A 25944-nucleotide genomic window follows, 5' to 3' on the forward strand; every position below is an offset into this window, starting at 1 on the left:
CGGACCCGGGCGGCACTTTTCTTCTGATTGTTACGGCAGGGCACTTGGCGGCGGCGGGATGTAGCCCGGACGGTTGTCGTCGCGTCGCTTCCGTTCAGCTGCACTGAGGGTGTCGCTGTCTGCGGTTTCGTCGGAATCGCCCTCGAGGTCCACTAAGCCGTTGGTCTGGTCGAAGACGTGCGTTGCGGGGTCGATCACTGGCGTTGAAGCCGAGGCCGCGCCGGCGTCCGTGGTGGCAGCAGCTCCGGTGTTCGGGGTAGCAGTAGTCGCGGTCCCAGGAGTCGGAGTTTCGGCTTCCGGTGCCTGCTTCTCGATATACTCCTTGAACTTCTTCAAGTCTGACTCAGCCTGCCTTTCAACAACGTGCAACTTGTCCCCCAGGAATTCCAGGACGCCGTGCGGTTCGTATTCCAGGGATAGGTGAAGGGACGTCTGGCTGGGGCCGGCCTCCTTGAATTCAACCCAGCCGGCGTTCTTTGCGCCCTCCACGGCAGCCCACGCCACGGCGCGGTCCAGGTCCTGCTGAACGATCTTTGCTTCCCAGTGGCGATGGACGCCCGCAATCTCGGCCACCCATTCCAAGCGGTCCTCGCTGAGACGTGTCACGCGTTCGACTCCGCCCATGAAGTGCGGAAACTCCTCGAATTTGGTCCACTGCCTGTACGCCGTACTGACGGGAACGTTGACCATGATCGTCTTGTTTACTTTCGTGGTCACGATGTCCTCCTCCTGCTCGATTCTGCATTGATCAGCATACTTACAGTATCGATCCTTGAGCAGCCGATGAACAGGCCTTGCGGCGGTTCGGAGGGAGTGTCTAGGAGATCACCCGGCCGTTCTGGATGAGGTGCTCCAGGTGCTCCGAAATGTCAGCCAGTACTGAGATGTCGGCTACTGGGTCAGCACCCAGCACCAGCATGTCTGCATCCGCGCCCGGGGCAATCACGCCGAGTTGCCCTTCGCGCTCCAGCAGCAGCGCCGCCGTGGTGGTTGCCGAGCGGATGGCGTCGATCGCAGGCTGGACCTTTCCGAGCAGCCTGAACTGCTCGTTCTGGTGGCGGTGCATTCCGCCCAGGAGGTCGGAACCGAACGCCATTTTCACCCCGGCTTCGTGGGCGCGGGCAATCGCTTCGAGGCCGCTGGTCAGCACGGAGTCCACCTTGCCCCACATTTCTTCAGTGAGTCCGAACTCCTTGCCTTCTTCCTTCAGTGCCCAGTATGTGACCAGAGTGGGGACCAAGAACGCGTCCTTCTCAAGGAAGAGCTTGAGGCTTTCGTCGTCCAGGAGGTTGCCGTGTTCAATCGAACGCACTCCGGCTTCCAGCGCCCGGTTGATGGCTCGCGCAGTGTACGCGTGGGCCGCGACGTAGCGGTTGGCCGCCTCGGCTTCTTCCACTGCTGCCCGCATTTCCTCCATGGAGTACTGCGTGGAGTCGATGCGGTCGGTGGGGGAGGAAACTCCGCCGGATGCCATGATCTTGATGTGGTGGGCGCCCTTGCGGATTTCGTCGCGGGCAGCGGCCCGGACCGCGTCCACACCGTCGGCAACGCGTCCGATGCCGCAGCAGCCGCGGCCATTGGGATCGTGGTCCTCTCCGGGCAAGCGCATGTCGCCGTGCCCGCCGGTCTGGCTCAGTGCATGGCCGCAGAAGTGGATTTTCGGACCTTCCAGCAGCCCCTCTTCCTGCGCCATGGCCAGGCCAAAATCTGCTCCGGAAAGGTCGCGGACGGTGGTGAAGCCGCGGCGAAGCATCTCGCCCATGATGCGGGCCGTCTGGGCGTAGACATACGACGCCGGAGTGTAGGTGAGCGAGCGGAAGTCGGCGCTGGACGCCACCACGTGGACATGGGCATCGATCAGGCCCGGTATGACGAACTTTCCGGTGCCATCGATGACGCGGGCACCTGGAGGCGCTTCAAGGTCAGTGCCAACGCTGGCTATCTTTCCGTCAACACTTACGACGTCGGCAGTGGAGTAGGTGCCTGCCTGGACGTCCAGCACGCTTGCGTTGCGGACGACCAGCGGGGTGGTTTCGGGGGTGGTGCTCATGCTAAACAGTGTCCTTCCCTGGGACTTCTGAGACTTCGGGGACTTCTGGGACTTCGGTGGGGTGGGATGCAAAGGCCTGGACCAGCTCGTCCAGATTCTGGTTGACCACGCCAACGGCGGTGTCCACGCTGTGCTGCGTGTACTTGCCTTCTTCATCCAAGAGAGCCAGAACGCCCACGACGTTGCTGTGGGGGTCGAGCACGGGGACGTTGATGACGGCGCCGCAGCCCAGTTGCTGGATGAGCTTGGAGTCTGCAAAGACGTCCCTTAGCGCTGTGAGATCGGCAGCAATGAAGGGCACCTTGTCCTCAATGACGGTCCCAAGCCAGCCTGGTGAGATTTCCACTGTCTTTTCTCCGCCTACCGGATACTCTCCCGGGTGGCTGGTGAACAGCCGCTTAAGGCTGGAGCGCTGGGGGATCCACTGGAGTGCCGTGAAGAGGATGACTCCAGGGTCCCGCTTCAGGGCGTCAAAGGCCTGCTGGAAAGTGGTGTCGGTTGTCATGAAAGCTCCGCTCACTTGCTTGCTGTTCCTGCCGCTGCCGGATCATGTTCCGCGCGGGCGTTGATGTCCTCCAGGGACTTTCCTGCGGTGGAGGCGCCGAAGATCACCACGCCAAGGACGCCGATGGTCAGCACCACCGTGGTCATGGTGAACACCCCGCCGAAGCCCAGGGAGGCAGCGAAAATGCCAATAATGGATGGTGCCAGGATGCTGCCGATGCGGCCCACTGCGCTTGCCAGGCCAACACCGGTGGCGCGCATCCACGTGGGGAAGAGTTCCGGAGTGTAGGCGTAGACGCCGGCGTAGGTGCCATTGAGGAAGAAGGACAACGTTGCTGCGGCCACCAGGATCATGCCGGAGTCGTTGGACTGGCTCAGCCAGAAGGCGCTGATGGCCGATCCCGCCAGATAAAGGGCAATGGTGTTCTTGCGGTCGATCCGGTCACACAACCAGGCGGCGGAGAAGTATCCGGGAATCTGCGCCAGGTAAATGAGGATTGAGAATTCAAAGCTCTTGGTGATGGTGATGCCCCGGCCCACCAGAAGAGTGGGAATCCAGGAGAAGAAGCCGTAGTAAGAGAACGTGATCACGAACCAGATCAGCCAAATCACGGCGGTCCGGCGGCGCATGGCCTTCGACCACATGAACTTGAGAGCATTCCAGATGCTGATCTTCTGCTCGTGCTTGGTGATCTCTTCCTCTACGGCCGGCAGGGGAGCCAGAGGCTTCCCGGTGGCCTTCACAACGCTCTGCTCGAATCGGTCCACCACGTCCGTTGCCTCTGCCATGCGGCCGCGGCTGATGAGGTACCGGGGTGATTCCGGCAGGCTGCGCCGCCACCACAGGAGAAGAAGGATGGGGATGGCAGTGATGACCTGCGCCCAGCGCCAGCCGTCCTCGCCCAGCGGGACAACGAAGCGGCCGATCAGTGCGGCGCCCACGAAGCCGAAGGAGAAGAAGCCGGCCAAGGTTCCGATAAACCATCCCCTGCGCTTCGGGGGAATGAACTCGGACAGGAACGGCGCGATGATCACACTTTCAGCGCCGGCTCCCAATCCTGCAAAGATCCGTGCAATCAGGAAAATTTCGAAGTTCGGAGCCATGGCTGCCACCACTGACATGAGGCAGTAGAAGGCCAAAGCCCAGAGCATGACCTTCTTGCGGCCAAAACGGTCACCCATCCAGCCGGCCAGAATTGCGCCAAAGAAGAAGCCAAAGGGGGCCGCCGAGCCCACTAGTCCGAGGCTGGCGGTGCTGAGCCCCCACAATTCCTGGATGCGCGGGAGCAGGAAGGCAACCACTGCACCGTCCATGCCGTCGAACGAGTAGCCGAGGCCTCCGATGAGGAGAAGCTTGTAGTGTGGTCGACTGAGAGCCAGTCGATCCAAGCGTGCTGTGAGAGACATGGGGATTCCTACCAAAGTGGGCCAAGTTGTACATTTTGAGGAATATGCACGGATCTGTGCAGATGTGATGTATCGAAGTTAAGGCCAAAGTGTGAGGTAGGTCAATAGGTGGAAGAAGATTTCGACTCGTCAACGTTGACCGAGTGGCTCGATAGCCGTGTCCAGGGGCGGAAGCTCGCGGCACGCCAAATGCAGGTCATCGGCATCCTGCGGTCCCAGCCGCGCCTGGCCTCCTACGGCTCGGTCAGCGACATCGCCGCAGTGGCCGCTTCGAATGCCTCCACCGTCACCAGAACCGCGCAAACACTGGGATTCAAGGGGTGGGCGGACTTCCAGTTCGAGCTCCGGTCCCGCTTCCTGGCGTCGCTTAGCGCCCTGGAAGTCGCGGCCGAACACAATGGCCATATCAGTAGCCCTGCGCAGGCCGCGGTCTCCACGGATCGTGCCAATTTGGCCCATTTTGAACGCACCTTGGACGCCGACACAATCCACGCAATTGCGAAGGCTATTGCAGGTGCACGGCAGACCTTCATTGTCGCGGCAGGCAGCTACGCCATCCCCGGCAAGGCGCTGGAGCACAATGCCATCATCGCCGGCTACAACGTGCGGCTCCTCGATGCCGACGTCGCAGCCCTCACCAATGCCATTGCACGGCTCGGTGCAGAAGATTTGGTCATCGCCATCAGCCTCTGGCGGGTCTACGACAGCACCATGCGCGCCGTCGATATCGCCCACAACCTGGGCACGCCCATTGTTTCCATTACGGACAGCGCGGGTTCGCCGGTGGCCGTGCATGCGGATCACAGAATCGTGGTGCCCACGGAGGGCGCCGGCTTCTTCCCGTCCCTGACGGGCGCTGTAACCGCGGTCCAGGCGATCGCCGTCGAGCTTGCCTCACTGGATCGGGAACGCTCCAACCAGAACATCGCCGCCTCGGAGCGGACCTGGGACCAGATGCGGATCATGCACCCGCGCTCCAGTTCCTAGGCCCGCCCCCAAAGCAACGGAATTTACGACGCCGGGACCTCCTCGGCGGGCAGCTCGCCACCGATGAGGGCCAGGTTTTGGATGACGGCCAAGCCAAACTGGGCGGTGTCGTTAGTGGAGACCGTTGGGGCCTCCTCCACCGGCTGCAAAACATACGGCGGCAGAATGGTCTTCACGGTGAAGGCCTCTTCATGGTTCAGGTTCTCCCCGCCCTCGGCAAAGCTCTCCCACGCCAACCCGGCCAGTTCCGGTGATCCGAGCTTCGCTGCAGCGTAGGCCGTGAGCCTGCTGTGAGCCTGTGTGAGGTAGATACCGGCCAGGGGCTGACCCACCTCGGCCGCCTGCTCTTCCGGAGTGGCCAGGAACAACCGGCAATACTGCATCCAGGCCGCCTCGAAGTCCTTGTCCGGCACCAGATTGATCAGCTCGCTGCAGATTTCCACCAAACCGAACACGGCACTCAGGTGCGAGACGCTGATGACTTCCCGGCCGACGTCGAACCTTCCGGCATCCAGATCGTAGAGCGCCTCGCCTGTCAGGAATCCGTACTTCAGGGCGCCGATGTCGGCCATCGTGCCCAGCAGGCGATCGCGGGAACGCGGATTGCCGGTGCGTTCCCAGTCCGTGAGCCAGGTGGCTGCCAGCGAACCCCAGTCGGTACCGAGCCCGACGCCCAAGGCGCCGCGGTCCGGACGGTAGGTATCGGCGTCCGGCCGTACTTTGCGGACGGGGTCCAGTCCCAGGAAGTTCTGGTCGCTGTCCACCAGCTCGGTGAGGAGATCGCCCGTGCGCTCGTCGGCGGTCAGGTAGTAGTAGAACCGGCGGTAGGCTGGGGTGCTGATGCGCAATTGCTTGGCGCTGCAACCCCAGTGCTGCACATTGTGCCGGGAGCCCAAGCCACGCCACGGGCCGAGGTGGTAAACGTCCACCTCGCCGGTATGACGGGTCATGGCTTCGGCGTAGCGGAACACGTCCGCTCGGCCCGTACGCAGGTACATGTACCAGAGCCAAAGGTCCGGCGAGAGCTCGGAGTTGTCCCAGGCGTAGCCGCCCACATCGTAGCGCCAGACGTGCCGGTCGGTGTCGTAGGTGTGCATGACATCGCCGTAGTTCCAGAACCCATACCAGCGCCGCTGTTCCGTTTGGCCTTGGTAGAAGTCGAACAGGAAGTCCAATTTGTCTTCCAGCTCGGCCCGGGCTGGAGTGCTGCGGTCCACGGGGGCCCAGTCGCCGAAGACTCCGGCCGCGTGCAGGTACTGCGGCGTTGGCTGCAACAGCGGGGGAGTGGACGCGGCCCGGGCATCCTCGGCGAGGCTCTCCGTGCTGGGCGTGGTGTCATAGGCGAACAACGTGAGTTCATGCGTTCGTGCGATGCCCGTGGGGTTTCCGAAGCCTGGCTCGTAGTCCTCGTAAGTGATTTCCAGGCCCTCGAGCTGGTCCTCAAAGGTGTCCTGGCCCAATCCATCGTGGTAGAAGCGAAGGTCCATTGGCTGGGCTTCCGGCGAGTACAGCCATGCGGTCACCGTCGCCTCCGCGGAGGCTGCCCCGCGGATGTCCAGCTGGCCAGGGTGGGATTGCCAGAAGTCCCGGATGCCGATGCCAAGGCCACCCCCGAGATCGCTCACGGAGCAGAAGCCCGCTGATCGCGTGCCGCCGGAGATGCCAACCCATCCATGACCGGCCGCTGTGCGTTTGCGCAACTCAAAGCCATCGGCGGTGAGTTGGGTCAAGGTGTAGTCGTTCCAGCTCGGAATGAGGTGGAGACGCTCGGAGGCCAGCGGACTCCACTCGTTGAGCGGCGGCGTGGGCCGACCAGCCACCTGCGCCGTGCGAACAGCCTCGCCCGGGTCCCGCCGCAAACCGGTCAGCCCGCGGACAGCCTCCACCAGGAAGCCACCGTCCGCGCCTGCGATCCGGATATGCCGATCATGCAATTCGCTGGCCAGGGGAACCGTGAATCGAACCCCGAGTCCGGCAAGGAAATCCCGTTCAGCGTCACCGTCCCAGATGAACGAGTGCATCAACCTGACGCTGCGGGCACCCGCGTAGAAGTAGAACCGCAAGGTGAACGGAAGCCACTCGCGCTCGCCGGCATCGGCGCGGTGCTGCCCTTCCACCCGGATTACCGCGCGAACCGGCCCACGCTGCTCCACCGTGACGCTGGTGGTGCGGCCGGTAAATCCTTCACGCGTGGTGCTGCCCGCCTCCTCGCCCAAGTCGTTTTGGCGGAGGCTCACCAGGCGGGCGTCTTTCGCCACCACGGAACCATCACGGGTGAGCCTGCTGAAGAGACTCGCGCCTGAACGCTGCAGGACCATGTCCAAGGATCCGGTGGAGACCGTCACGGACTCTTCTGTCTCGGTGACCGTCACCTCGGGTGAGCCGTGGACGGCGGCTTTCGGGCCGCCGTCGGGAGTCCCGGTGAAGTGGGTTACCTGGTATTCCGATGCGGGCTGATCCGTTGCGCCGAGGGCGATGCCTGCCCACTTAAGGGATCCATCCGGCCAGGTGGCGAGTGGCCACGTTTGCGCGGTGACGTTGCTCCCGCCCGAGTCGAGGACCCTGAGGGCGGCTGCGTCCGGGACTGTGCCGCGTTGAAACGGCATCCCCCACGTCGTGCCGCCGCTGAGTCCGGCGGGCGGTTCGCCATCGATCCACGTGATCGGGGCGTGCTGAGTCATGATCGAATCCACCTAAGGGGTCGGGAAGCCAGGGATGGGAAAACGCTTTCTTGAGACGTTTCAATAACTTACCCGCGAGCCGCGTGGCCCGCAAGGGGTGGCCGGGTGCTGGTCGCAGTGGGGGTTGCGGTGCGGTGCCGCCGGCGCCACCCAAATCCCCCGGCGCCACCTAAACTCCCCGGCGCCACCCAAATCCGGGTGTCGCCACTGAATTTGGGTGTCGATAATCCATTTCAGCGTCGGAGTGACCGTTGACTCTCAACCGGCGGGGGCGTATCGTACAACCAAATGGTTGTAGATCAGCTCAATCCGGCACCCGGAAAAGATGTAGACATCGATCGCCTGTTCCAGGCGTTGGCCGACACCACTCGGCGCGACATCTTGGCGAGGGTGACAGCGGGGGAGTACTCCGTCTCCGGGCTGGCTGCGCTCTACGCCATGAGTTTCGCGGCCGTGCAGAAACATGTTGCGGTCCTGGAACGGGCCTCCCTGGTGACCAAGGAGAAGCGTGGGAGGGAGCAGATTGTGCGGGGAAACCATGATGGACTGCAAAAAGCCCGGCATCTGTTGGATCAATTCGAAATGATCTGGCGGCAACGCGCCAGCCGGATCGCGGACATACTCGCTGAAGATGATGAAAGGGATCTGCCATGACTGTTGTCAGCGTGGACAAGGATGTTGAGGCCCTGAGCCTCACCGTTGTCGCCGAGTTCGATGCCGATGTGAAGCGCGTCTGGAGAATCTGGGAGGACCCGCGGCAGCTTGAACGGTGGTGGGGCCCACCAACCTGGCCCGCCACCTTTGAGACCCACGAGTTCACCGCCGGCGGGAAGGCCGCGTACTACATGACCGGCCCGGATGGCACCAAAGCCCGCGGATGGTGGCAGTTCACCACCATCAACGCCCCGGACCACCTCGAATTCGACGACGGATTTGCCGACGAACAAGGCGCCCCTGTGGACGAACTGGGTGTCACGCACGCCACCGTCAGGCTTGAACCCGTTGGCGACCGCACGCGAATGACCCTCACTTCCACTTTCGAGTCAGAAGAACAGATGCAGAAGATGGCCGAGATGGGCATGGAAGAGGGGCTGCAGGAAGCCATCGGCCAGATCGATTCCCTCCTTGCCGAGCCGGCCAACGCCTGACGACCGGCACCACAGCAAAAAGAAGCCGACGACGGCGGGTGCCTCCCGCCGTCGTCGGCGTATGGTTTAAGTCCCGGCCGCCTCTCGAAACGGACCAGTGTCATGGCGCGATTGATCATCATGGGACCTCCGGGTTCCGGCAAGGGCACGCAGGCCGAGCACATAGCGAGGCATTTCGGCATTCCTGCCATCTCCACGGGAGATCTGTTCCGCGCCCACGTTCGGGACAAGACTGAGCTCGGCTTGGAAGCCGGGGAGTACATGGACCGGGGCGAGTTCGTGCCGGACCACGTCACCACGGACATGCTCAAGCAGCGCATGGAGGAAGCCGATGCCGCCGACGGTTTCCTGTTGGATGGCTATCCCCGAACGGTGATCCAGATCGGCGCGCTGGACGAAATGCTGGCCGCCCGGGGTAAGCCCCTGGAAGCCGTGCTCGCGTTGACTGCCTCCGATGACGAGCTGGTTGCACGCATGCTCCGCAGGGCCCAGGAACAGGGCAGGAGCGATGATACCGAGACCGTGATTCAACGCCGCCTGGAGCTGTACCGGGACGAGACGCAGCCAGTGGTGACGGCCTACTCGCAGCGCGGGATCCTGGTGACCGTGGACGGATCCGGCGAGCGCGAAACCATCACAGCCGCCGCCATTGCCGCCGTCGAAAAATCCTTGGCCGCCTAACCTGCAGCGGGAAGTCCGGCGCCGAGGGTTCGAAGGTAGGCCGCGAACCCCTCCGGTGCCCGGGCCTGCATCCTGCCGGACGTCACCACCCGGGTGGTGTCCGTTGCGGTGACGGCGAACCCGTGCCGGCGGAGCCGGTCAACAAGGATCCGGTCCTCGTGGGCCCTCAAGGTGGGAAAGCCGCCTGCGGCTACGTAGGCAGAGGCCCGGACGCCGAAGTTGGCCCCGTAAATGTGGGGATGGTCCTCGCGGAACGGGTGCAGTTCCAGCCAGCGGCCCAGTACTGTCGGATCCACGTCGTTTGGGTCTGGTTCCACGGAGCCCAGGATGGCGTCCGCTCCCGCGTTGGCCAGTTCCACCTGCCGCACCAGCCAGTGCTCCGGAACAATGGAGTCGGCGTCGGTAGTCGCCAACCAGGTATTCGCGGTCCCGTCCGCGGGCATGCGATCCAAGGCGGCCCGAATGCCGGAGTCGCGGCTGGCTCCGGTACTCCGGAGGTTCACGCTAACGGCGCCGAAACGGGGGTCCCCAGAGGCGTGCATAGCTGTGATGTCAGCTGAGCGGTCCGTGCAGCTGTCCAGGACCACGGTGATTGAAGCCGTGATTCCTGGGTGCTCCCGCTGCAGGGCATTGGCGGCGGTCTTCAACGCAGCTAGTGCCGGGCCGATGTGCCGGTCCTCGTTGTGGGCGGGCATCACCACCACTACGCTCCTGATGTCCTGTGGTGCTGGCCTGGTCATGGCGCCTCATGCGGGGCCAGCAGGACCTCCAGGACGAAGTCCTTTTCCCGGTAGAGCCCCTGCGTGGGCCAAGCGAGTTGGCTGCGGGCCATGGAATGCACCGCTTCAGCATCCAGTTGCCAGCCGGAGATGGGGTGCCGCCAGTGGCACAGCAGCAGTGTCCCGCCTGGCCGGGCTGCGGCTTGAATCCGGGCCAGGAGCTCGCTGAGTTCCTCCGCGGACAGGTAGTAGCCCGTCTCGGACAGCACCACCAGATCGAAGCTTCCCTCGGGCCATTCATGCGGCATGGTGAGATGGCGGGCTTCCGCAGCCGGGAACCGTGCCAGCCGCTCTGCTGCCTGGGTCACGGCTGCGCCGCTGGCGTCCACTCCAATGAACTGCCGGCAACGCTGGGCGAGCTCCTCGCTGAGGGTGCCGATGGAACAGCCCAGTTCAAGTCCGGATTCATACGATTCCTCCGGCAGGGCCGCCAACGTCAACGCACGCTTCCGCCGTTCGTACCAGCTGCTGGTGTAGTTCCACGGGTCGTCTTCCCGCGAATGAACTTCGTCAAAGATGCGCTCTGCGTCCGCTGCGCTGTTGCTTCCAGCCTTGGACGGGTGCCACGCGAAAGTTTCGAAGGGGCGGGTAAAGTGCTCCAGGAAAGTCTGTGACAGCAGCGTCTCATCGCCCGGTTGCTCGGATAGAGGTTCTATTTGGGAGGCATGGGCCCGCATGGCGTCGGCCTTGGCGCGTTGATCCGCCGGTGTGAGCGGGACGCGAACCCATGACTTCCACGTGGCGTCCTCGGGTTCTGCCCACAGCCAGTACCAAATGGGGTACTCCAGCAAGCCATGGCCTCCGGCTGCGGCAACGTCCCCGGCGACCGTTCCAAGGGTGTCGTGGTCAGTGTGCCCGTCGGAGCGGTACGGCGCTACGACCACCACGTTTTCCGCCGGTTGCCCGGTGACGGCCTCGCGCACCGCCTCGGCGATTCGATCCGCATTGGCCGCCAACTGCCCATCGCGCAATTCCAAGAACCGCCACGTCGCGCTGGGAGCCAGCCCGGACACAGCCGTGTCGAATTCAGCGAGCCTCACAGCGGCAAGCTGTTCCGGCGTCGTGGTTTGGGAGTCCGGGTGCGAGGCCTCGCCTGCCGTGCAGAGCAGGATGGTCACCGTTGCCCCGGCGGAGCGGAGCTTGGCCAGGAGGCCGCCGGCGCCCAGCGTTTCGTCGTCCGGGTGTGCGGCGAGAACCACGAAGGTCATGGCCGCGAGTTCACCCGCGTCGAGCGGCAATTCCGGTAGGGCGGCGACACCACTGGCCGCCCATGCCGCCTCCGACGTCCCAGTGTCTGCGTGCGAGAACGTCACCATCCGGCGTCCCCCTTCAAGGTCAGGGCGCCCAGTTGCGCATCGTCCCGCATGGCGTGATGCTGGCGGATGTACAGCGAGAGATCGGCCATGCGTTTTCCGTACGTCCCGTTGAAGGCCAGCGGGCCGGGACCGAGGTTCTGGGACACCACTGTTTGAACACGTTCGACGGCGGCGGCAACAGTTCCGCGGACGCGCAGGGCTTCGCTCCAGGCGCCGGGGCTGTCCGTGGTGAAGCCGGCGTCGATCCGCTCTGCAGCCTGGGCAAGATACCCGGTGACGGACGTGATGATCCTGTCCGCCTCACCCAAGGAAGCGAGGGCGATCTGATCGGGTTCCCGACCGTTGTCCGCGGCTTTGGCCAGCGCGGTTCTGAAGTCCCGGGCCACGGCCACCGCTCCGCCGAGCCAGCACGCGGCCACGCCCATGCCTCCCCAAGCGAAGCCGGGCCGTTTGAAGTACCAGCCCTCGTCGCCCACCGGTGTTGCGGGAACTTGGTCGAAGTGGACCGTGCCGCTGGGGATTTCCCGCAGTCCGCGGCTGGTCCACTCGGGAGTCTCGCAGGACACTCCGGCGTCTTTGAGGTGCACGGCGAAGGCTGCCCGGCTGTTGTCTCCGGTGTAGGCGGTGATCACGGCGCCGTCCAGTTGGGCAGCGAGCGAGCACCACGGTTTGGATCCGTTGAGGACGTAGGACCCGGCGTCATCGCGCTTTGCCTCGAGCTTGAGTCCGGGGCCTTCGGCGGCGAACACTCCCCAGGCGCCTTCCGGTGTAGCGGGTACGGCTGCTTGGGCATCGTCTGCTTGGGCGAGGATGGCTACGGCATCGAGGTGGGGTTCCAGGACCCGACCGGCTGCCACGTCCACGGCTGTGACGGATGCCAGGAGCTCCCAAAGCTTGGCGGTGTTGCCCTCGCCGGGCTTCGGTGCCGTCAGCCCGATTTCCTTGGCGATGGCCAGCAGTGCAGGGACGTCGCCCACAGCGGCTCGCACTTTTTCCAGCATCGGTTCCAGGGCTTGTAGTTGAACCGGCTCGGAACTGATGCGGACGGGCTGGGCTTCGGTGTCGCTCATGGAGCCAAGCCTATTCTAAGGAGCCTTAGGTTATGTGTGCGGAGGGCAAAAGAACGACGGCGGGTGGTTGCCGCCGTCGTTCTTGAATATTTTGTTGGGGGAGGCCTTGGCCGCTAAATGATCGCGTTCATGACGTTCCAGCCGGAACCGGCTTGGACCCGGGGAAGCCAGCCTTGCTTGCCGTTACCGGGGTAGAGCCAGAGGGTGCCGGCGGAGTCGCGGGCCAGGAGGTCCACGTTGCCATCGCCGTTGAAGTCACCGGGAGTGGCGATAGCTGTCATGGCGTTCCAACCCCAGCCAACTTGGATGCCCCAGCCAAAGGAAGTTCGCGGCTCACCCATGAAACTCCACAGCGTGCCCTTGCTGTCACGGGCCAGCAGGTCCTCAAGGCCGTCTTTATTGAGGTCGCCCGGGCCCGAGATGAAGGTCATGCCATTCAGGCCGCTGCCGATTTCGTAGGGTCTGCCTTCCAGCCAGCCACCCACGCCATTGCCCCGGTAGAGCCACAGGTTCCCAGAGCCGTCCCGGGCTGCGATGTCAGGCTTTCCATCCAGGAGATAGTCTCCGATTCCAGCAATGGCCGTCATGCCATTCCATCCTTGCCCCACTTGGGTGCGAACCAGCCAGCCACCCTTGCCGTTGCCCGGATACAACCACATCACCCCGTTGGCGTCGCGGGCCAGCAGGTCCGCCTTGCCGTCACCGTTGAAGTCACCGGGGGTGATGAGGGCCGTCATGGCATTCCACCCCTGGCCCACCTTTGACGGCGACAGCCACCCTCCGCTGCCATTGCCTGGGTAGAGCCATAGATCACCGTTGCTGCTACGTGCCAGGACATCGGTCCTTTTGTCGCCATTGAAATCGTGCCGGATGTCATCGGGCGTGACGGTAATAGTGAACGTTGAACTTACGGCATCGGGACTGAACCCGTTGGTTGCGGAAATGCTGAAGGTGTACGTGCCGGCCTTGGTGGGAACTCCGGCGAGTGAAGCGCCTTCAAGGGTCAAGCCGGGTGGAAGTGAGCCGGAGGCAACCTTGAAGGAGATGCCGTAGGAGCCCTTCGCAGTAAAAGCGAAGCTGTACTGGGCACCAACCCTGCCCGATTCCGGAGGTGCGCCGGACGTGATGACAGGAGGAATATTTCTGCCATCAATGATCACCACGTCGCTGGTGTCCTGGTTGTTGGAGCGATACAGGTCTGGGACGAAGACCGTGTTTGTTTTCGTATTCACGGCCATACGGCCGGGAATGCTGAAACCCGGCACAAAGGAGACGGAATTGGTCGCGCCGTCGAACACCCGGACCCGCCCTTGGTACTGATCGGAGACGTAGACCTTGTTGCTGGTCTCATTCAGGGTGAGGGACAGGGCATAAGACCCCGTGGGAACCGTGGCCATTGAATGGGTGTTCCCGTCGAGCACGGTCAAGCTCGAATCCGCGAAGTTGAGGGCGTAGACCTTGTTGGTTGCTCGGTTGACTGCCAGTTCCTGGGGATGGGTGTCGGTGCCGGTCGGTACTACCGTGGTCTTTTGCGTGGCACCGTCAACGACGACGATGGACTGCTCGTAGCGGCAAGCAACATACGCCTTGTTGGTGACGTCGTTGACCGCTATTGCGTAGGCCGAAGTGCACGCGGTGACCTTCGTCATCGCGTTTGTCGATCCGTTCAGCAGGGTCACGTTTCCGCCGTCGCCGATGGCATAGACGGTGTTGGTTTTTTCGTTCACGGCCAGTTGGAATGCTGGGCCCGCCTGAACTTTTTTGGTGGTCTTTGTGGCACCGTCGATCACAGTGATACCGCTGCTGTGTGGAACGTAGATCTTGTTGGTCGTTTCATTCACTGCGGGTTTGCCGGCCGAGTCCGAGAGTTGGATCTTCGTGCTGGTTCCGGAGGTGCCATCGATGACCGACACCGAGGTTTCGCCGTAATTCTGGACGTAGATCTTGTTGGTTGCCTCGTTCACCACCAGTTCGCGGGGTTCGGTCCCCACTGAAACCGTCTTCTGGGACCTGGTTGCCGGATCAATGATGGTGACTGTGTTGGCCGCGTCATTGCTGGCAAAGGCCTTATTGGTTGTTTCGTTAACGGCCAACGCGAATACCCTTTGGCCAACCTGCACGCGGTCGGAGAGGACGTCCGCCTCGGCGGCAGGAGTGACGCCTATCAGGAGGCCAGTCATGGCGAGAGTCGCCGTCAGCAAGCCCAAGACTGGGCGCGATGCACCTTCAGCAGGAAAAGCAGAAATACCCAGAGCAGCCAAAGGCTCGACCCCCAAAATCCAGTGCGCGACCATCGCGTCAACCTGCGAAGTTTATACGTCCAGGGGCCGATGCCTGGCATCGGACGAAAGTGCGACGGGAACGAGCAATGCCCTGGGTTGCCCCAACGATCCCCACCCCCGCGAAAGTTCCCCTTTGTCCTCACGTGACGCACCTACTTCACAGCTTTTGTCATGCTTGTCACATCTAGTTGTCATTAACGGTGACAAGTTCCGTAGCTTGGATGGGTCAGCACTCCCGAGCCAAAGGAACCCCATGCCGCAACCCAACGAACACGCCACCGTCCCCACGGACTCGCACAGCCCGCCGGGAAAGAACCCGGGCAAAGGTGCGACCAAACCCTCTTTCCTCAGGAACCTGAGCGCGGACCTTCCCGCGTCCCTCGTAGTCTTCCTCGTCGCACTTCCTCTTTCGCTGGGCATCGCCGCCGCGTCCGGAGCTCCTGTCATGGCGGGCCTCATCGCCGCAGCCGTCGGCGGCATTGTCGCTGGGAGCTTGGGCGGCTCCCCACTGCAGGTGAGCGGCCCCGCGGCCGGACTGACCGTCGTCGTTGCCGGTCTGGTTGACGAATTCGGCTGGGCGGTAACGTGCGCCATCACGGTCGGTGCCGGCGTCCTGCAGTTACTCATGGGTGTCAGCCGTATTGGCCGAGCCGCGCTGGCAGTGTCGCCAGTGGTGGTCAAGGCGATGCTGGCGGGCATTGGTATCACCATCATTTTGCAGCAAGCCCATGTGCTGCTTGGCGGCCAAGCTGCCGGGTCCGCCGTCGAAAACCTGACCGCACTTCCAGCGGCCATCACCAACGTGGAACTGCACTCGGCGCTGCTGGGTTTGGCCGTCGTCGCGATACTTCTGACGTGGAAGTTCCTCCCCGCAGCGGTGCGGAAGATTCCAGGGCCGCTTGCCGCCGTCGTGGCTGTCACGGCACTATCTGTAGCGGTAGCCCCAAGCGTTGAGCGCATCAGCTTCAGCGGCTCCATTTTCGACGCCATTGCGCTCCCCAGCCTGCCCGACGGCAACTGGCGCGCCGCAGGCATGGCCGTCATCACGGTGGCCCTGATCGCAAGCATCGAATCGCTCCTGTCAGCGGTCGCCGTCGACAAAATGCACGGCGGTTCGCGCACCAACCTCAACCGCGAGCTGGTGGGCCAAGGCTCCGCGAACGTTGTCTCGGGCATGCTCGGCGGACTCCCGGTGACCGGCGTGATCGTCCGCAGCGCCACCAACGTGGAAGCCGGCGCGAAAAGCCGCACCTCCGCCATCCTGCACGGCGTCTGGGTCCTGGTGTTCTCCGCCCTGTTCGCCGGCCTGATCCAGCTGATTCCGTTGTCCGTGCTGGCCGGGTTGCTCCTGGTGATCGGCGCGAAGCTCATTAAGATCGCCGACATCCGCACCAGCCTCCGCACCGGCGACCTGCTGGTCTACGCCGTGACGCTGGTATGCGTCGTGGCCCTCAACTTGCTGGAGGGCGTCATCATCGGACTGGCCCTCGCCGCCCTCTGCGTGCTGTGGCGCGTGCTCAGGGCGCAGATTCACGCTCATGCGCCCGCTGGTTCGGGCCTGTCGTGGCGCGTCACCATCGCTGGCTCGTGCAGCTTCTTCGCCCTGCCCCGACTCAACCGCGTCCTCCATTCCGTGCCCGAAGGTCAGGACGTCGTAGTGGAACTCAACGCCGACTACCTGGACCACGCCTTCCGCGAAGCGTTGGTGGCCTGGCAGAAGCAGCACCGCAATACCGGCGCCTCCGTGGTTCTGGAGGAACATGGGACCACTGCTTTCACGGACGCCGAGGACAACACTCCCCAGCGGCAGGACTTGCGCGAATTCCCGCTGCCGCCGCGCACGTCGTGGCAGCCTGCTGACGTGGTCACCGAAGCAAAGGACGACGACGGCGGTCAGCTGCCGCTGCGGTCGATCCTCCTGGGCATCGACAAGTACCATCGTCGCCACGCGGACAAGGTCCGCCCCCTGGTGCAGGACCTCACCGAAAGTCAGAACCCTGACACGTTGTTTGTCGCCTGCGTAGATTCGCGCGTCAATCCGAACCTGATCACCAGCAGTGGACCCGGAGACCTCCTGACGCTCCGGAACATCGGCAACGTGGTGTGCAGTGACGATCACGATGCTTCGATCGACTCCGCGCTGTCCTTCGCAGTCAAGGCGTTGTCCGTGGACTCGATCATCATTTGCGGGCACTCCAACTGCGGTGCGATGAAGGCAGTCATCGCTGATGCCGAGGGTGCTGCTCCTGCCTTGGGATCCGGTTTTGATACCTGGCTGGAACACGCCCGGCCCAGCTACTCTGCCCTGTTGGCCGGCAACCCGGTGGCCATGGCTGCCGAGGCGCACGGGTACAGCCGCTTGGATCAACTGAGCATGGTGAATGTGGCCCTGCAACTCCGGAAGCTCGAGGACCACCCCGTCACGGGGCCGGCTATTGCCTCCGGCCTGGTTCAGGCCACCGGCTTGTACTACGACATCTGCACGGCACGCGTTGTGCTGGTGAGCCCGGAAGGCATCGAGCAGCTGGATCCGAGCATGGCGGTGCGCTCCTAGTTCCGGCGTAGTTCCGGCCGGGCCGCCACCACCTACTTCGAGCTGCCCGACACGCCACTTTTGCGGCGGGTCGGGGTTGGTTCACCGTGAAAGTGGGTGGTGGCGGCGCGTTGCGCGGGACTTCGCCACGTACAGCGTCACGCAGATGCTCACGACGAAGCTCAAGGCCAGGGCTGCGACGCCAGCCCATGCGGCCACGTAGTAGCTGGCAGGAGGATCGACTGTGTCCACGACGGGTTCCATGTAGGACCAGAGCGTCACACCTGTGGCCCATCCCAAGAGAACAAGCAGGGCCGTGACCGCCCACGCCGCGATGACCATCAGATTCAGCTGCATGTATGCCCCCACATCACATTGCTCGATTTCTACTGGACAGCGTCCGGCAGGGCCTTAACGAATTCCTCAATCCTGCTGAAGACGCCCGATTGGAGCTCTTGCGAAGCTCGCCAGTCATTCGGGATCTGGAGGGAATGGTCCGCGCCGGGGATCTCAACAAATGTCCCCACCGATTCAGACTTTTGGCCGCCGTCCCAGAGTTTGTCCTCGGAACCGCCGATGAAGAGGTCGGCCTTGTCCGTATGAGCGATCGTCTCCCTGACTTTGGCGTCCGTCAGCAACGGTGTGAGCCACACACCCGCTGTCTTTGTGTCTTCAGCCCAGGGAATTGCCAAGGTCCCGAACGACTTCGCAACCACCAGCCGCCGGCTTGTTAACGGCACGGCAGCAAAGGCATCCTCCGCCGCCCGCGCTACAAATGCGTGCGGGTCCGGCCCAGGCTCGTCTTCGGGCGTCCATCTGACAGCTTGGACGTGCCAACCGAACGCAGTGAGCATCTCACCAACCCAGAAGAGAACCGGGCCTTGCACCGGGTACCCCGAGCCCGGGAGAAGGACGGCAACCTTGGCTTCGCCGGCGTCGCTGGTTTTTGCCTTGGCCCAGGTGTATGACTCCATGGCCCCCATGCTAACGGGCCGAAGGTACGGGCCTCGCCCGTGGCCCGCATCTTGCGGAATACTGGACCCAGAACCACGATGTCCGACAGGCCAAGGCTGTCGTGTGAGGAGGTGGCGAGCACCGTGAATGCCGAGAACAACGCCTTCAGGCGGAAGCTTGAGCGTGGCGCGGAACTACGTGCGGTACGCGGATGGGGTGGAAGCGCCCAAGAGGACGCTGAGATCGAGGCCGCTGACGCTGAAGAGCGGGAGAAGCGCCGGAAGGTGGACGATGCTGCCCGGGTTGAATACCTGATCCGGGATGCCATGAACCAGGGCAAGTTCGACAACCTCAAGTACGCCGGTAAACCCATCCCGGGCTTAGGGGAGCACTACGATCCCGACTGGTGGGTCAAAGGGCTCATCCAGCGCGAACACCTGAGCGGGATCGGCCCACCTGCGATCCTGCTGCGGATCGAGGATGCTGAGCTCGACGGCAAACTGGACCAGCAGTACACCGATAAACAGGTTCGGGACATTCTTGAGGACTTCAACAAGCGGGTCATCGAGGCCCGGCGGCAGCTGCAGGGTGGCCCTCCAGTGATCACCAAACTCCGCGATATAGACGCCGAATTGGAGCGCTGGCGGCAACGGAGGGCAGCGGCAGCTCCACCCGAGCCGGAACCCGCACCGGACACCAAACGAACGTGGTGGCAGCGGATCTGGAACGGCTCAGGCTAGCCCGGCTGCTACCAACCCGGCGCACACAACAGCAGCCGACGGCGGAACCCAGGTCCCGCCGTCGGCTGCTGTTCTGCGTGTGGTGCCGTTAGGCGAAGCTGTCTTCCTTGGCCTCCGCAGCCGGCTTCCGTTTGATCAACGCCGACAGGTGCGCCTGCTGCTGGCGGAAGTGGCCGTGGGCGGTGAGGCCGAACTCGTAGGCTGACTCCGCGTGCTGGGTGAGGTCCACGCCGGTGACTTCGTGCTCGTGGGGGACCCGGAATCCGATGGTCTTGTGGATGGCGCGGCCGATGATCAGCGTGCCGAGTCCGGAAAGGGCGATGGTGACCAGCACGGCCATGGTCTGCGCGATGAGCTGCTGAGGGCCGCCACCGTAGAGAAGGCCGCCAGCCACACCGTCCTGGGGGAAGGCGATGAAGCCGAGCGATAGCGTGCCGATCACACCTGCGCCGAAGTGCACGCCCACTACGTCGAGGGAATCGTCGAAACCGAACTTGTACTTCAAGTCAACGAACACCGCGCAGGCAGCACCGGCCACCAAACCCAGGCCCAGAGCGGCCAGCGGGGTGATGTTGGCGCAGGATGGGGTGATCGCAACCAGGCCAGCCACCACACCGGACGCAGCACCCAGGGAGGTGGGGTGTCCGTGGCGAACCTTCTCCACCACGAGCCAGCTCAGCATGGCCGCTGCCGGAGTAACCAGGGTGTTGACCCAGATGAGGCCGGCCTGCTCCGCCGTTGCTGCGGCGCCGCCATTGAAACCGAACCAGCCGAACCACAGGATGGCCGCGCCGATCATGATGAAGGGGACGTTGTGTGGGCGGTGGTTGGGGTCCTTGGCGAATCCGTGGCGCTTTCCCACGATCAATGCGAGGACGAAAGCGGCAGTTCCGGAGCTCACCTCAACCACTGCGCCACCGGCGAAGTCGATGACTTGGCCGAAGATTTCCGTGAGGGCACCGCCGGCGCTCATCAGGCCACCGCCCCAGATCATGTACGCCAGCGGGCAGTAGACCACGGTGACCCAGATGGGGACGAACACTGCCCAGGCACCGAACTTGGCGCGGTCGGCGATGGCGCCGCTGATCAGGGCGACGGTGATGATGGCGAACGTTGCCGCGAAGCCTGCCTTGATGAGATCCGGTGAACCCATGAGGTCCTGGAGCCCGAAGTGCGCGAAGGGGTTGCCGAACAAGCCCAGGAATCCGTCACCGGTGGTCATCGAGTAGCCCCATAGGACCCAGACAACGCCCACGATGCCGGCTGAGATGAAGCTCATCATGATCATGTTGAGCGCAGCCTTGGCACGCGTCATGCCGCCGTAGAACAGGCCGAGGCCCGGGGTCATGAATAGCACCATTGCCGATGACAACATCAGCCAGACGTGTTGCGCAGAGATTTCCACCTGCGTTCCCTTCTGATCAAGTCTGTCCGAAACGGGGCCGTTGTTGCACGGCCCACACCAACCCCCCGATCAATATTCGGTGAGCTATGTTTCCGACTCAGAAGAGCCAAGTTGCAGCTAAGTTACAGAAATCCCTCGTTCGTGAAGATCACGTCACTGGCGTGTTTCGGGCATGTTAACGGCGCTTCTCGCGAGGGCCGGCCGGGTAGCCGCCCCGCCTGCTGGCGATGATGATACCCAGCGCTATCGCCGTAGGAACCGCCGCGGCCAGGGGCACCAGTTGAGCTCCCACCGTGGTGAGGGCGAACGCGCCATAGACAGCCCCGACCGCGATGCCCAGTTGGATGGTCACCACGGTGAGGCCGTTGGCGGCATCCTTGTGCTCACCTCCGGCACGGAGGATCGCCGCTTGGTTGTAGATTCCCACGGCGCCGAAGGCAATGCCCCAGAGGGTCATCAGGGCAAACGCGCCCACCCAGCTGCCGCCCAGCGCCGGCAGCAGGGCGAAAGCAAGGGTCAGGAGTCCGACGGCGGCAATCACCGAGGTGCGCGGGCGGGAGTCAGCGGTCATGCCGGCAATCCAGATGCCCACTAGGCTGGCGATTCCCACTACAGAGAGGGAGAGGCTGGTGGCTGATTCGGGCAATCCGGAAGCCAACAGGAACGGCGCCACGTAGGTGAACAGGGTGAAGTGGGCCAGGAGCAACAGCGGCCAGGCGATGGCCACGGCGATCACCCCCGGTTGTTTCATGGCCGCACGGAGGGACGGGGTCTTCTGGCTGGCGTGGTCGTGCGCGCCGGGCAGCAGCCAGAAAGCCAACACTGCCAAGAGCGCGCCGACGCCCGCGAGCACCATGAAGGAGGCGCGCCACGTCATCAGGGAGCCCATCAACGTGCCGATGGGTGCTCCCACGGCCAGCGCGATGCTGTTGCCGCTGAACACCACGGCCATGGCCTTGCCCACGGAGTGGGCCGGAACGATGCGTGCCACGTACGGTGCCATGCTGGACCACAGCATTCCGTGCGCGATCCCGCCAAGGAGCCTCGCCCCGATCGCCCAGCCCAGAGTGGGGCTCAAGGCCAGGAGGACGTTACTCAGGGCAAAGGCCAGCACAGTGGCGATCAAGAGCGTCTTGCGGGGAACCCTGCCGGCCAGGAAACGGGACAGCGGGAGGGCCGTGAAGACGATGATCGCTGCGTACACAGCAGTCAACGAACCGACGGCCGACTCATCGACTCCGAGGTCGCGGCTGATTTGCGGAAGCAGGCCGGACGGAAGAAGCTCGGTGGTAACTGCCGTGAAACCAGCGGCCGCCAGCACCAGGAGTCCGCCCCACGGGATCTTCTTCGGTTGCTGCCGTTCAGCAGGTGTCGCCTCCGGCGATGGTGTTCCGACGACCACAGGGTCCTGCTTCAAAGATTGCTCCTCAGGGATGAGTCATGCTGGGGGTGCTGTTTCATAGGGGGTAAGACAACGCTATGCAGCCACGGCGACGTGAGGGAGTCTCTGTCAGACACCCCCTTGCAGCAACACACTTTGTCACCCAGCCATTCCTCACGCAGACTGGGCCTGTGAAGCCCTTCCTCTTGCTGGCCACCCGCGCCGAAGACGCCGCAGCCGATGACGAGTACCAGGCCTACCTCCGGTACTGCGGCCTGAAGCCGGAAGAATTGGTTCGGATTCGGCTTGAATCTGGGCCTTTGCAGCCCCTTGACCTGTCCGACTACTCCGGTGTGATTGTCGGTGGCAGTCCCTTCACGTCCAGCGATCCTGTGGAGGAGAAGAGCGCCGCCCAGATCCGGGTTGAGACGGAACTCTCATCGCTGCTGGACCGGATCGTGGCGGAGGACTTCCCGTTCTTTGGTGCCTGCTACGGGGTGGGGACCCTGGGTGTGCATCAGGGCGCCGTCATTGATCGCCGCTTCGGGGAGCCGGTAGGAGCTACGGAGATCACACTGACCGTCGAGGGGGAGCGCGACCCCATGCTTCAAGGTGTCCCGCGCACTTTCGAAGCCTTCGTGGGACACAAGGAAGCGTGCAGCCAACTTCCCGAGCACGCAGTGCTGCTGGCCAGTTCTGAAGCCTGCCCGGTGCACATGTTCCGGATCAAGAACAACCTCTACGCAACGCAATTCCACCCCGAGCTGGACGCCGACGGCCTCATCACCCGGATCACCATCTACAAGGACTCCGGCTACTTTCCCTCGCACACCGCGGACGAACTCATCGAATCGGCACGCCAATCATCGGTGACGGAGCCGATGCGCGTGCTCAGGAACTTCACGGAGCGCTACGCCCGCTAACGTCGGCCGTTGTGAGGCCCGCTTTGCGCGCCAAGCGCGGGGAATGCCACGCAAAGCGGGCCCCGCAACGCCAGCGCACGACGGCGGCAGGTCGCCGTCGTACGTATTGTCACCTGGTGCGACGATCCCCAGGGCCTGCCTACCGCCCCGTGAGCCTCGGAACCGCGGGTACCGTGGCAACAGGTGCCGGTGGCGGCGGGGGAGCGGGTGCCGCGAAAGGCCCGCTCGGATACAGTGCCGTGGCTTCCATCATGTAATTGGCCCACTGCGGGCCGGCGATCATGTAGCCATCCAGTGACTTGTAGAACTTGCCGTTGATGGTGACGTTCTGTCCCGCCCGCTGCTGTCCCGCCGTCGTGTCTCCGAAGAACGAGGCGGTGGCGAGGGCGGTGGTGTAGCCGGCCACCCACGTAGCGCCGTTGTTGTTGGAGGTACCGGTCTTGGCCGCAACAGGGACCCGGGTGTGGACCTTGGGTTCGATCCACACGCCGGAGCCAACCTTCATGACGTCCTGCAGGACGGCGTTCACACCGCGTGCCACGGCCGGCTTTACCGCTTCCCGGCACTCCGGTGTTTGGGTCTGGTACTCCCTGCCCTGGGAATCGCTGATTCCCGTAATGGCGATGGGCTTGCAGTAGGTGCCGTCGTTGGCGAAGGTGGCGTAGGCGCTCGCGAGCACCAGCGGAGCCACGCCGATGGAGCCAAGGAGGTTGCCGATCTGGTGCATGTTGACCGGTGCGTTGTCCAAACCGCTGTGCAGTCCCACGGTGTCCACCATCCGCTGGATTCCACAGAAGTCCAGTTGAGCGGCAGTGGCAAAGGTGGCCGTATTGATGGAGTTGTAGAGGCCGTAATTGATGGGCATGGGGCGGTAGTAGCCGACGTCGTTGTTTTGCAGGTCATCGTCGGCACCAAGGTTCTGCGCCTTCTGTGCCGAGCTGTAACCACCCAGCACCCTGCCGCAGCTGGAACGCCACGGGAAACCCACGGGGTAGACCCTGCGGGATGCGTCAACCACGGCGGTGGGGTTCTTGCCTTCGTTGAGCCACTCGGCGTAGATGAAGGGTTTCATGGTGGAACCGGGCTGGAAGCCGCCTGCGCCATTGAGGTCGTAACCGTTCTCATCCTTGGCATCCACGTTGAAGTTCAGCTGGGTATCGTATTTTCCGTCCTGCGGCACGAACACCGTGTTTTGGGCCATGGCCAGGATCTTGCCGGTGCCGGGCTGCACCGTGGTCAACGCAGCGCCCCATTTATCCGGGTTGGCACCGGCGGAAGAGTCCACTTGCTGCTGGGCGACGGCCTGGAGCCTGCTGTCCAGCGTGGTGGTGATGGTGAGGCCGCCACGATAGAGGAGCCGCTCACGTTCCTGCACCGTTGAACCGTAGGCCTCGTTATTGAGGATGAGATGCGAAACGTAGTCACAGAAGTAGGTAGCAATCGACGCCCCTGCGCAGCCTTGCAGGGAAGGGGTGATGTTAAGTTCGATGGGCGTTGCCGCTGCGACCCCGTGGTCCACCGCGGTGATCTTGCCCTGCTCCAGCATCCGGTCCAACACCAGGTTGCGGCGAATGAGCGCAGCCTCCGGGGCGGCTGTTGGATCATAGATGCTGGGGCCATTAACCAGGCCTGCCAGGAGCGCAGCCTGCGGCAATGTCAGTTCCTTCGCTGACGTACTGAAGAAGTACCGTGACGCGGCCTCGATGCCATAAGCGTTCCGGTTGAAGAACACGATGTTCAAATACCCCTCGAGGATTTGTTCCTTGGTGAAGCGCTTCTCCAACTCCAGGGCCAGCTTGATTTCGCGGAGCTTATCGCCCATGGTCTTCTCGCCGCTGAGGACTACATCCTCTGGGCGGCCCTCGGACAGGCGCGACTCGTTGAGCACGTTGGTGACGTACTGCTGGGTCAGCGTGGAGGCGCCTTGCCGGGTCCCTTTGGTCAGGTTGGAACTCAGCGCCCGCATGATGCCCTGTGCATCAACGCCGGGATGCTCGTAGAAACGGCTGTCTTCCATGGCCACGATCGCTTCCCGGATGAATGGCGACATTTCCTCCAAGGGAACCTTCACCCGGTTCTCGGCGAAGAAGGTTGCAATGTGTTGCCCGTCTGCAGTGACCACCGTGCTGGACAGGGAAGGGGAATCGACGTCGAGTTGGCTGGGCAGGCTTTGGTAAAACCCGATGGACCCGCCCACCGTGGTGCTGGTGAAAGCGACCACGGGCACCACGAAGCCGGAGATCAGCACACCGCAGAGAATGCTCACGAAGAAGAACACGAAGACCCTCAAGAGGACCTTGCCCAGACCTAGCTTTGGACCCTTGTTCCGCGCCATTTTCGTTGCCATTCCGTTGGGATGCAGGCTGAAAAGTAGCTACAGAATACGTCCGGGAGTGCCGTCGATCCATGGGTTGGGAGCCCAATTATGGTCCCAAATAGGACTCAATCCAGCGGCAGCGTGACCCTCACACTGGTGCCCCGCCCAACTTCTGAGTCGATGTCCACTGTCCCGCCGGCGTCGTGCACTGCGATGGACATCATCAGCAGTCCGAAGCCGTGCCGGCGTCCACTGGGGGCGGCATGGATTTCGAATCCGTTGCCATCATCCGTGATGGTGAGCTGGATGCCGTGGTAGACGGCGTTGAGCCGGACGGTGAGTTCGCTGGCCTCGGCATAATTGAGGGTGTTGCTGAAGGCTTCCTGCGCCACGTGATAGAGCAGTGCGGCGGCCGATGACGAGATCTCGATGCCGTGGTGCGGAGTGTGCCAGTGCACGGTCACGCCTGCCCGTCGCAACGGGGCTGCCAGCCTGTCGATGCATCCGGCGACGCCCAGCGCGTAGAAATCCACGGGGTGCTGATCCTGGATGATGCCCTTCACGGACACCACCTCGCTTAATGCTGCTGACTGGTCCATCTGGTCCCCCACATCGTTGTGTTCCATACCGGAAATTCGTTGCCGAAACCCCGAGGTATTGGTGTTCCGACTGCTTCCAGCGTGGCGCCGCAACATCAAGGAACCTTTTCGATTTGCTCAAGTTCGCATCAAGTTTGCGGGTGAGGCTTGCGGCATGGACGCGCCTCGTGCAGTGACGCCCGACGGC

22 protein-coding genes are annotated in these 25944 nt (G+C 63.3%); 7 read left to right on the top strand and 15 right to left on the bottom strand.

Annotated elements, in window-relative coordinates; translation table 11 throughout:
* Positions 1-30: 30 nt before the first annotated feature.
* The 4 genes from ACR30Z_RS18430 to ACR30Z_RS18445 all read right to left on the bottom strand — a co-directional run bounded on the left by ACR30Z_RS18430 (position 31) and on the right by ACR30Z_RS18445 (position 3961).
* Complete coding sequence (locus ACR30Z_RS18430; RefSeq protein WP_144652973.1) at positions 31-717, bottom strand: SRPBCC family protein; 687 nt, start codon at positions 715-717, stop codon at positions 31-33.
* 100 nt (positions 718-817) lie between these two features.
* Entirely contained in the window at positions 818-2050 is a 1233-nt protein-coding gene (locus ACR30Z_RS18435) for a metal-dependent hydrolase family protein (protein WP_144652972.1), read from the bottom strand.
* A gap of 1 nt (position 2051) precedes the next feature.
* Entirely contained in the window at positions 2052-2555 is a 504-nt protein-coding gene (locus ACR30Z_RS18440; RefSeq protein ID WP_144652971.1) for a GAF domain-containing protein, read from the bottom strand.
* Positions 2556-2566: 11 nt separating this feature from the next.
* Positions 2567-3961, bottom strand: a complete 1395-nt coding sequence (locus tag ACR30Z_RS18445) for an MFS transporter (protein WP_144652970.1) — start codon at positions 3959-3961, stop codon at positions 2567-2569.
* Between the two features lie 108 nt (positions 3962-4069).
* Here ACR30Z_RS18445 and ACR30Z_RS18450 point away from each other — a divergent pair, with 108 nt between their 5' ends.
* The gene (locus ACR30Z_RS18450; protein ID WP_144652969.1) at positions 4070-4948 is read left to right on the top strand and encodes a MurR/RpiR family transcriptional regulator; all 879 of its coding nucleotides are present in this window, start codon (positions 4070-4072) and stop codon (positions 4946-4948) included.
* A 23-nt stretch (positions 4949-4971) separates the two neighbouring features.
* Here ACR30Z_RS18450 and ACR30Z_RS18455 read toward each other — a convergent pair whose 3' ends face one another.
* The gene (locus tag ACR30Z_RS18455) at positions 4972-7629 is read right to left on the bottom strand and encodes a Tat pathway signal sequence domain protein (RefSeq protein WP_434374098.1); all 2658 of its coding nucleotides are present in this window, start codon (positions 7627-7629) and stop codon (positions 4972-4974) included.
* Positions 7630-7917: 288 nt separating this feature from the next.
* On the opposite strand from ACR30Z_RS18455, the gene ACR30Z_RS18460 reads away from it, so the two are divergent.
* The 3 genes from ACR30Z_RS18460 to ACR30Z_RS18470 all read left to right on the top strand — a co-directional run bounded on the left by ACR30Z_RS18460 (position 7918) and on the right by ACR30Z_RS18470 (position 9458).
* Positions 7918-8283: an ArsR/SmtB family transcription factor gene (locus ACR30Z_RS18460; protein ID WP_434374101.1), complete on the top strand. Its 366-nt coding sequence runs from the start codon at positions 7918-7920 to the stop codon at positions 8281-8283.
* A complete protein-coding gene (locus tag ACR30Z_RS18465; RefSeq protein ID WP_144652966.1) occupies positions 8280-8777 on the top strand; it encodes an SRPBCC family protein in 498 nt (165 codons plus the stop codon). The genes ACR30Z_RS18460 and ACR30Z_RS18465 overlap by 4 nt, the downstream gene beginning before the upstream one ends.
* 102 nt (positions 8778-8879) lie before the next feature.
* Positions 8880-9458, top strand: a complete 579-nt coding sequence (locus ACR30Z_RS18470; protein ID WP_144652965.1) for an adenylate kinase — start codon at positions 8880-8882, stop codon at positions 9456-9458.
* Here the strand turns inward: ACR30Z_RS18470 and ACR30Z_RS18475 are convergent.
* The 4 genes from ACR30Z_RS18475 to ACR30Z_RS18490 form a co-directional block, all read right to left on the bottom strand.
* Positions 9455-10198, bottom strand: a complete 744-nt coding sequence (locus ACR30Z_RS18475; protein ID WP_434374102.1) for a glycosyltransferase — start codon at positions 10196-10198, stop codon at positions 9455-9457. The genes ACR30Z_RS18470 and ACR30Z_RS18475 overlap by 4 nt on opposite strands.
* Positions 10195-11553: a PIG-L family deacetylase gene (locus ACR30Z_RS18480; RefSeq protein WP_434374104.1), complete on the bottom strand. Its 1359-nt coding sequence runs from the start codon at positions 11551-11553 to the stop codon at positions 10195-10197. The genes ACR30Z_RS18475 and ACR30Z_RS18480 overlap by 4 nt, the downstream gene beginning before the upstream one ends.
* The gene (locus tag ACR30Z_RS18485; RefSeq protein ID WP_434374106.1) at positions 11547-12623 is read right to left on the bottom strand and encodes an acyl-CoA dehydrogenase family protein; all 1077 of its coding nucleotides are present in this window, start codon (positions 12621-12623) and stop codon (positions 11547-11549) included. Before ACR30Z_RS18485 ends, ACR30Z_RS18480 begins: the two co-directional genes overlap by 7 nt.
* Before the next feature lie 113 nt (positions 12624-12736).
* Entirely contained in the window at positions 12737-14803 is a 2067-nt protein-coding gene (locus ACR30Z_RS18490; protein WP_434374108.1) for an FG-GAP-like repeat-containing protein, read from the bottom strand.
* Between the two features lie 355 nt (positions 14804-15158).
* Here ACR30Z_RS18490 and ACR30Z_RS18495 point away from each other — a divergent pair, with 355 nt between their 5' ends.
* Positions 15159-17459, top strand: coding sequence for a SulP family inorganic anion transporter (locus ACR30Z_RS18495; RefSeq protein ID WP_434374109.1), 2301 nt, complete (start codon positions 15159-15161; stop codon positions 17457-17459).
* 81 nt (positions 17460-17540) lie between these two features.
* On the opposite strand, the gene ACR30Z_RS18500 is transcribed toward ACR30Z_RS18495, so the two are convergent.
* Both ACR30Z_RS18500 and ACR30Z_RS18505 read right to left on the bottom strand, forming a co-directional pair.
* On the bottom strand, positions 17541-17795 hold the full coding sequence (locus ACR30Z_RS18500; protein ID WP_434374111.1) for a hypothetical protein: 255 nt from the start codon (positions 17793-17795) through the stop codon (positions 17541-17543).
* 29 nt (positions 17796-17824) lie between these two features.
* A complete protein-coding gene (locus tag ACR30Z_RS18505; RefSeq protein WP_434374113.1) occupies positions 17825-18412 on the bottom strand; it encodes a hypothetical protein in 588 nt (195 codons plus the stop codon).
* Between the two features lie 123 nt (positions 18413-18535).
* On the opposite strand from ACR30Z_RS18505, the gene ACR30Z_RS18510 reads away from it, so the two are divergent.
* On the top strand, positions 18536-19132 hold the full coding sequence (locus tag ACR30Z_RS18510) for a DUF1992 domain-containing protein (RefSeq protein ID WP_434374114.1): 597 nt from the start codon (positions 18536-18538) through the stop codon (positions 19130-19132).
* A gap of 88 nt (positions 19133-19220) precedes the next feature.
* Here ACR30Z_RS18510 and ACR30Z_RS18515 read toward each other — a convergent pair whose 3' ends face one another.
* Positions 19221-20537: an ammonium transporter gene (locus ACR30Z_RS18515; RefSeq protein ID WP_434374116.1), complete on the bottom strand. Its 1317-nt coding sequence runs from the start codon at positions 20535-20537 to the stop codon at positions 19221-19223.
* A 175-nt stretch (positions 20538-20712) separates the two neighbouring features.
* The gene (locus ACR30Z_RS18520; RefSeq protein WP_434374118.1) at positions 20713-21954 is read right to left on the bottom strand and encodes an MFS transporter; all 1242 of its coding nucleotides are present in this window, start codon (positions 21952-21954) and stop codon (positions 20713-20715) included.
* Positions 21955-22109: 155 nt separating this feature from the next.
* Here ACR30Z_RS18520 and ACR30Z_RS18525 point away from each other — a divergent pair, with 155 nt between their 5' ends.
* On the top strand, positions 22110-22841 hold the full coding sequence (locus tag ACR30Z_RS18525; RefSeq protein WP_434374119.1) for a glutamine amidotransferase: 732 nt from the start codon (positions 22110-22112) through the stop codon (positions 22839-22841).
* A gap of 139 nt (positions 22842-22980) precedes the next feature.
* Here the strand turns inward: ACR30Z_RS18525 and ACR30Z_RS18530 are convergent, their stop codons facing one another.
* Positions 22981-25176, bottom strand: coding sequence for a transglycosylase domain-containing protein (locus ACR30Z_RS18530; RefSeq protein WP_434374164.1), 2196 nt, complete (start codon positions 25174-25176; stop codon positions 22981-22983).
* Between the two features lie 107 nt (positions 25177-25283).
* A complete protein-coding gene (locus tag ACR30Z_RS18535; RefSeq protein WP_144652954.1) occupies positions 25284-25784 on the bottom strand; it encodes a sensor histidine kinase in 501 nt (166 codons plus the stop codon).
* Positions 25785-25944: the final 160 nt, after the last annotated feature.

Origin of the sequence: Paenarthrobacter sp. FR1 (assembly GCF_051106045.1) — a bacterium.
Classification (GTDB): Bacteria; Actinomycetota; Actinomycetes; order Actinomycetales; family Micrococcaceae; genus Arthrobacter; species Arthrobacter nitroguajacolicus_A.